This is a genomic window from Micromonospora sp. NPDC006431, from assembly GCF_042870725.1.
Classification (GTDB): domain Bacteria; phylum Actinomycetota; class Actinomycetes; order Mycobacteriales; family Micromonosporaceae; genus Micromonospora.
In genome coordinates this window covers 1-6,030 of sequence record NZ_JBIAHQ010000060.1, presented here as the reverse complement: position 1 = coordinate 6,030, position 6,030 = coordinate 1, and the positions used below count along the sequence as shown (strand labels likewise).

Sequence of the window (6,030 nt, the reverse complement as noted above, 5' to 3'; positions counted from 1 at the left end):
CGTAGGCGGCCTGCTCATCGGTGAACGCGAGCAGATAGCGACGGCCGGTCAGCACTCAGCGGCCCTTCTGCCGCTCAAACATACCGATCCACCGCCGCCGGTGCTCGCCATGAAGTACGAGCCCGTCCACAGGGTAGGCAGCCGGGAGCGCAGCGACCCGAACTCCTCCCGCAACACCCGCGACGTCCGTCTCTTGATCGCCTTCACGAGCTTGTGGACACCGAACTGCGGATCCACCTCGACCAGCAGATGGACGTGATCGGGCATGACGTCCAACGCCACCAGCCACGCCCCTTTCTCCTCCACCACCTCGCGGACGAGCTGCGTCCACCGCTCCTCGATCCGGCCGCCGAGCACCCCGCGCCGGCACTTCGGGCACCACACGACGTGGAAAACGCACTGGAAAACGACGTTGCGGTTCGACCGCAGCGCAACGGACACCCGCGAAATATACGGCATCGTGCTATCCACTGTCCGTCCGAAATTGACACGCTATCCCCACGGCTAAAGCCGGCGGTCTGCACGCTAGGCATTTCGATCAGGGGGAAGATGTCGGTCTGGCCGCTGAGCACCCAGTTCGTCGTCATGGTGTTCGCGACCAGCTCCCGCCACGCGCCGAAGCCGGGGCTGCCCACCCCGTACTGGCAGAAGGCGGGGAGGCCGAACAGGTTCGCCGTGGACATGACGGCGTCCGGCCGGCGTTCCCGGTCGGTGAGCGGGATCCGCTTCACGAACACCGGCACGTCGTCGAGCTCCAGCAGCGCGGCGGCGCCGCCGATGCCGGAGCCGACGACCGGGGCCTCGTCCACGAGCCGGCGCAGCCGCCGGTCGCTCAGTAGCGCGAGCGCGGTCGACACCGTGCCGTACCTGGCCATCCGGGTGGCATGCGACATGTCCGAGTCGTCCGGCAAGAGCGCCATGATCATCCCCCGTTTCGCGTCGGCGGCAATCGTCTCAACTGGCGGGCGTTGACATGTGACCATTCGGTCACCTATTCTGATTCCCGTGAACGACGAGGACCTGGTGTTCAAGGCACTCGCCGATCCGACCCGACGAGCCCTGCTCGACTCCCTCTTCGTGCGCGACGGCCAGACGCTGACGCAGTTGGAGTCCGAGCTGGAGATGACCCGCTTCGGGGTCATGAAGCACCTGCGCCTGTTGGAGGACGCCGGTCTCGTGGTCACCAGGCGGCAGGGCCGGGAGAAGCTGCACTTCCTCAACCCGGTGCCGATCCGGCTGATCCACGACCGGTGGATCGACAAGTACACGGAAGGCCACACCAGGGCGCTGCTGGACCTCAAGGCCGAGCTCGAACGCGACGAACCGGAGGACAGGACATGACCACCACGACGACGACCGGGACCACCAAGGTCTACCGGGTGTACATCAAGGCCACGCCGCAGGCCGTCTGGGAGGCCATCACCAAGCCCGAGTGGACCCGGCGGTACGGCTACCAGGGCATCGCCGACTACGACCTGCGGCCCGGCGGCCGCTACCGTGCCTTCGCCATCAAGGAGCACCAGCAGGCCGGCATGCCCGAGGTGCCGGTCGAGGGTGAGGTGATCGAGGTGGACCCGCCGGTCCGGCTGGTGCAGACCTGGCGGCCCACCTGGCTCGACGAGCCGGCCACCCGGTTGACGTACGAGATCGCCGAGCGGCACGACGGGGTCACCTGTCTCACCGTGATCCACGAACTCGCCGGCGCGCCGCAGACCATGGCGCAGGTCAACGGCGACGTCGAGGGTGCCGGCGGTGGCTGGGCGGAGGTCCTCAGCGACCTGAAGTCCCTGCTGGAGACCGGTGCCCCGCTCTACGCCTGAGCCAGGACGAGGGGAGTGGAACAGGCCATGCGTGCGATGACCCGCGTGACGAGACGACTGACCTTGACCGCCGCCCTGGTGGCCGCGGTGGGCGTGGCCGCGCCCCCGGCGGTCGCCACCGCGGCGGCCACCACGGAACCCGGCCGGCGCACCATCACCGGCACCATCGACGGCGCCGACTTCCGGATCGAACTGCCGCCCCGCTGGAACGGCACCCTGCTGCTGTACAGCCACGGGTACCTTCCGGAGGGCTTCCCGTCCTTCGGCATCGGGCTGACCAACCGGCCGCCGGACCGGTCCGAGACCGAGGCCTGGCTGCTCGACCACGGCTACGCCATGGCCGCCTCCCAGTTCGCGGACGGCGGCTTCGGCTACGCGGTGGAGCGCGGGTTGCGCGACCAGATCGCGTTGCTGGACTGGTTCGAGGACCATGTCGGGGTGCCCCGGCGCACGATCGCCACCGGGCAGTCGATGGGCGCGGGGATCGCCGCCCAGCTCGCCGAGCGCCACCCACAGCGGTTCGCCGGCGTGGCGACGATGTGCGGCGCGTACGACACCCAGGCCCTCTTCAACACCGGGCTGGACGTGCTCTTCGCGGTCCGTACCCTGCTCGCGCCCGACCAGGACATCGACCTGGTACGCCCCGACGACCCGGCGGCCGACGCGCAGGCCCTCACCGACGCCATCCAGCAGGCGCTCGGCACCGAGCAGGGCCGGGCCAGGATCGCGCTGGCCGCCGCGCTGAACAACGTCACCGGCTGGTACTCGGCGCACGAGCCACGCCCCACCGACCCCGTCGAGCGGGTCCGCAACCAGGCCGAGTGGCTGCAGTACGCGTACAGCCTCGGCTTCGGCCCGCCGGGGCGGCTGGACCTCGAGCGCCGGGCCGGGGGCAACCCGTCCTCGAATGTCGGGGTGGACTACCGCCAGCAGCTCGTTCGGTCGGCACAGCACCCTCAGGTGCGGCAGGCCTACCGGGCGGCGGGGCTCGACCTGCGGTCCGACCTGGACCGGCTCGCCGGCGCCCCGCGGATCGCCGCCGACCCGGCCGCGGTCGACTACCTGCTCCGCGTCGGCGTCCCGTCCGGGCGGACCCCGGTGCCGGTGGTCACCATGCACACGACGGGCGACGGTGGCGCGCCGTCCCACCAGGAACGCTGGTACGCCGACCAGGTCCGGCGCGCCGGCGACCCCGGCAAGCTGCGGCAGCTCTCCGTCGACCGGGGCGGGCACTGCTCGTTCAGCGCGGCCGAGGAGATCACCATGCTGCGCACCCTGTTCACCCGGATCGAGACCGGCCGCTGGCCGGACACCGGCCCGTGGACGATGAACGAGACGGCGAGCGCTCTCGGTGAGCAATACCAGCTGGTGCTGGACCTCGGACGGACCTTCACCGACGCGCCCATGCCACCGGCGTTCACCACGTTCGTCCCGCCCCGCGCCATGCGGCCGACGCGGTAGGCGCGGAGGTCCACTGAGGACTCCGCCGGTGGGATCGGTCGGCAATCCCGTACGCCGGGCGGCGAGCAGCCGCCCGGCCTGACGCGGGCGTGACGGCGGGGCGACGGCCCTGCGGCACCTCGGCCGCGTGAGCAGCGGTGGACGTCGACGCCGCCGACCAGCTGGAGACCGGGGACCGGTCGCCGCGAACCCCCGCGGTCTGGCTTTCATATTTTGTTCTGCGAGTATCGGGAGCCGCCGTGCTCGCCAGATCCCCGCGGATGAGGCAACAGGGCGAGCTGGTGTCGGACGGCGGCCGTGACCCGGTGCCGGTCACCGGTGGCGAGGAGGTCGAGCAGAGCGCCGCGGAGCACCGCCAGTGCCAGGGTGCGGCCGATGGCGCCCGCCTCGCTGTTCCGCTCGGGCGGTGGTTGGCAGGCGGCCAGGACGGCGAGCCAGTCGTGCACGGTCGCGCGGGCGAACCCGGCCCACGCGCCGTCGGGCTCGACGAGGGAGCGGGCGTACGCCTCGACCCACAGCCGCAGCAGCCGCCGATGTTCGTCGGCAGCGAGCCACGCCCAGACCTGCTCGACCGCCGGGACCAGCCCGATGGGCGCGCCTCGGCTGGCCTGTCCGAGGCGGTCCAGGATCGCGAGCTCGTCGGTGCGGGCCCGCGCGAGCAGCGCCCGCACCAGGCCGTCCTTGTTGCCGAAGAGGAACATCAGCACCCGGGGGCTTGAGCCGATGGCCGCGGCGAGCGGACGCAGTGACAGGTCGGCCAGGCCGTGCTCGAGCACGTACCGGTAGGCGGCCTCCAACAGCTCGACCTGCCGGGGAGACGGCGTTGTCGGGTCCTGGGACATGGGGGTAGCGTACCCGCTACTGAAACAGTTGTGTCAGTGGCGGGAGCCGTTGGCCAGGGAGCCGGGAGGGTGGCCCATGTCGCAGCAGGACCGTCAGCCGCGAGTCGTGGTGCGTCGGGCGGACCGTCCCGGCGACCTGGGCTGGGTGGTGATGGCACACGGTGAGGTGTACGACCAGCAGTTCGGCTGGGACACCGACTTCGAGGCGCTGGTGGCCAGGATCGTTGCCGACTACGCCACGGATCACGACCCGAGCCGGGAGGCGGCCTGGATCGCCGAGGTCGACGGCGCACGCGTGGGATGCGTCTTCTGTGTCGCCGACGGCGAGCCCGGGGTGGCCAAGCTGCGGATCCTGCTGGTCACGCCGGCCGCGCGTGGCCTCGGCGTCGGCACCCGCCTGGTCGAGACGTGCGTCGCCTTCGCTCGCGCGGCCGGCTACCGGCAGGTCACGTTGTGGACCAACGACGTGCTGGTGTCCGCACGCAGAATCTATGCGGCCGTCGGCTTCGTCCGCACCGACGAGGAGCGGCACCACAGCTTCGGCCACGACCTCGTCGGCCAGCACTGGACGCTCGACCTGCGGCAGCGGCCAGCGGTCAGCTCCGCGGGTGCGGGTGACCGGCCATGAGCACGCATCTGCCGCCGCGGCTCGTGGCGAGGTGACCCGCCGCTCTCGGCACCAACTGGGCTCCCGGTCGAGGGCCGCAAAGTACCGAAAACCTTTCCGTCTGGCATTCATATCTCTGTTCTGGGAACATCGGGACAAGCCGGACGACACCGAGCCGCGCTAGCCGACAGTTCGAGCTGAAGACCGACGGTCCTGTCTGGACGGCGCGGTCGCGGAGCGACACTTCACTGCACAGACCGAGGCCGACACGCGCCTGACGACGCAGATCATCGAGCGGACCGCAGCCGACGGTGCATGCCGGCGCGTCGGCCAACCCGGTGATGGAGGTTCCCGTTCCCCGCCGAACAGTCGCGGGAACAGCTCGGTCGGTCGCCCCAGCGCGAGAAGAGGGAGAGCCATGATCGGTCAACTCGCCGGCAAGAATGTCATCGTCACCGGAGGCGCCCGCGGCATCGGTCGGGGCATCACCCTCGGACTGGCCGCCGCCGGGGCGAACGTGGTCGCCTGCTACCGGACCGAGGGTGAGCACGTCGAGGCGCTCGCCCACCAACTCAAGGAGACGCCGGGCAGCCACCGGCTGATCCGGGCCGACGTGACCGACGTCGTGGACGTCGAGCGGCTCGTCGACGAGGCCGGGAGCGGCCACCGTACGCTGCACGGCCTGGTGCACAACGCGGGGGTGATCAGCCCGGTGCGGTTCGCCGAGCTGACGCCCCAGGAGTGGCACCGGGTGGTGGACACCACGCTCACCGCGGCGTACCTCCTCGTCAACAAGGCGCTGCCGCTGATGACCGCGGGCACGTCGGTGGTGGCCATCGGGTCCCGGGCGGCCACGGTCGGGATCCCGCTGCGGGCGCACTACACCGCGGCGAAGGCCGGCCTCGTCGGGCTGATGCGTTCGCTGGCCAAGGAACTGAGCCCGCAGGGCATCCGGGTCAACGTGGTGGCTCCGGGCACCATCGAGACCGAGGAAGCGGCACGGGACTCCTCGGCGGAGCGGCTGGCGTACGTCGAACGCCACCGCCAGATCATCGCGTTGCGGCGCTACGGGCGGCCGGAGGAGGTCGCCGACGCGGTCACCTTCCTGCTGAGCGACCAGTCCTCCTACATCACGGGGGAGACGCTGCACGTCGACGGTGGCATCTGAGCCGCCCGGCGGGGCGCTGACCGCCCGGCGGGCGTTCGATGCCCTGTTCGACGGCGTGGGGGGGGGGGGGGGGGGGGGCCGGGGGGGGCCCCGGCGCGCCGACCGGAGCCGGGCCGGGCCCCCCCCCCCCGG

General features: G+C 71.3%; 8 protein-coding genes. 6 read left to right on the top strand and 2 right to left on the bottom strand.

The genetic code is table 11. The features are described 5' to 3' along the window. Window positions 1–48: 48 nt before the first annotated feature. A complete protein-coding gene (gene tnpA, locus ACFYM6_RS35865; protein WP_387281946.1) occupies window positions 49–441 on the bottom strand; it encodes an IS200/IS605 family transposase in 393 nt (130 codons plus the stop codon). Window positions 442–549: 108 nt separating this feature from the next. Between tnpA and ACFYM6_RS35860 the strand changes: the two genes are divergently transcribed. The 4 genes from ACFYM6_RS35860 to ACFYM6_RS35845 are packed head-to-tail and all read left to right on the top strand — an operon-like array spanning window position 550 to window position 3,281. After that, window positions 550–972 (top strand): hypothetical protein, encoded by a 423-nt coding sequence (locus ACFYM6_RS35860; RefSeq protein ID WP_387281943.1) that lies wholly within the window; start codon window positions 550–552, stop codon window positions 970–972. Between the two features lie 33 nt (window positions 973–1,005). Further along, complete coding sequence (locus tag ACFYM6_RS35855) at window positions 1,006–1,341, top strand: helix-turn-helix transcriptional regulator (RefSeq protein WP_073835152.1); 336 nt, start codon at window positions 1,006–1,008, stop codon at window positions 1,339–1,341. Further along, a complete protein-coding gene (locus ACFYM6_RS35850) occupies window positions 1,338–1,820 on the top strand; it encodes an SRPBCC family protein (protein ID WP_387281941.1) in 483 nt (160 codons plus the stop codon). The genes ACFYM6_RS35855 and ACFYM6_RS35850 overlap by 4 nt, the downstream gene beginning before the upstream one ends. Before the next feature lie 45 nt (window positions 1,821–1,865). After that, entirely contained in the window at window positions 1,866–3,281 is a 1,416-nt protein-coding gene (locus ACFYM6_RS35845) for an alpha/beta fold hydrolase (protein WP_387281939.1), read from the top strand. 206 nt (window positions 3,282–3,487) lie between these two features. On the opposite strand, the gene ACFYM6_RS35840 is transcribed toward ACFYM6_RS35845, so the two are convergent. After that, window positions 3,488–4,123: a TetR family transcriptional regulator gene (locus ACFYM6_RS35840; protein ID WP_387281937.1), complete on the bottom strand. Its 636-nt coding sequence runs from the start codon at window positions 4,121–4,123 to the stop codon at window positions 3,488–3,490. A gap of 76 nt (window positions 4,124–4,199) precedes the next feature. Here ACFYM6_RS35840 and ACFYM6_RS35835 point away from each other — a divergent pair, with 76 nt between their 5' ends. Next, entirely contained in the window at window positions 4,200–4,751 is a 552-nt protein-coding gene (locus ACFYM6_RS35835) for a GNAT family N-acetyltransferase (protein WP_387281935.1), read from the top strand. Between the two features lie 397 nt (window positions 4,752–5,148). Beyond that, a complete protein-coding gene (locus ACFYM6_RS35830) occupies window positions 5,149–5,898 on the top strand; it encodes an SDR family NAD(P)-dependent oxidoreductase (RefSeq protein WP_387281932.1) in 750 nt (249 codons plus the stop codon). Window positions 5,899–6,030: the final 132 nt, after the last annotated feature.